Genomic DNA, 396 nt, shown 5'->3' with positions numbered 1-396 from the left:
GACACCGGCGAAACCCTCCTCAGCGGCCGCATCTCCCTGCGCACCCACCCCTGGCTCGCCGACCACGCCGTCAACCACACCGTCCTCCTCCCCGGCACCGCCTTCCTCGACCTCGCCCTCCAAGCAGCCCACCACACCGACCCCCCCCACCGCGAAGTACTCGCCCGCCCCGCCCCCCGGGCGCGGGCGGGGGGGGGGCGCGGCCCCGCCCCGCCGGCGCGGGGGGTGGAGGGGGAGTGCTTCGAGGTGGGGGGTGTCGGTGTGGTGGGCTGCTTGGAGGGCGAGGTCGAGGAAGGCGGTGCCGGGGAGGAGGACGGTGTGGTTGACGGCGTGGTCGGCGAGCCAGGGGTGGGTGCGCAGGGAGATGCGGCCGCTGAGGAGGGTTTCGCCGGTGTC

2 pseudogenes are annotated in these 396 nt (G+C 76.0%); one reads left to right on the top strand and one right to left on the bottom strand.

From position 1 onward, the window contains the following. Nucleotides 1–30 precede the first annotated feature (30 nt). Nucleotides 31–81 (top strand): annotated as a pseudogene (locus PUR61_RS05010) (hypothetical protein); the annotation flags it as partial. Nucleotides 82–219: 138 nt separating this feature from the next. On the opposite strand, the pseudogene PUR61_RS05005 reads toward PUR61_RS05010, so the two are convergent. Beyond that, nucleotides 220–396 (bottom strand): annotated as a pseudogene (locus PUR61_RS05005) (hypothetical protein); the annotation flags it as partial.

Source organism: Streptomyces sp. BE20 (assembly GCF_036322525.1).
Lineage (GTDB): Bacteria > Actinomycetota > Actinomycetes > Streptomycetales > Streptomycetaceae > Kitasatospora.
The sequence above is the reverse complement of the archived record's forward strand: the minus strand, read 5'-3'. Positions and strand labels throughout refer to the sequence as shown.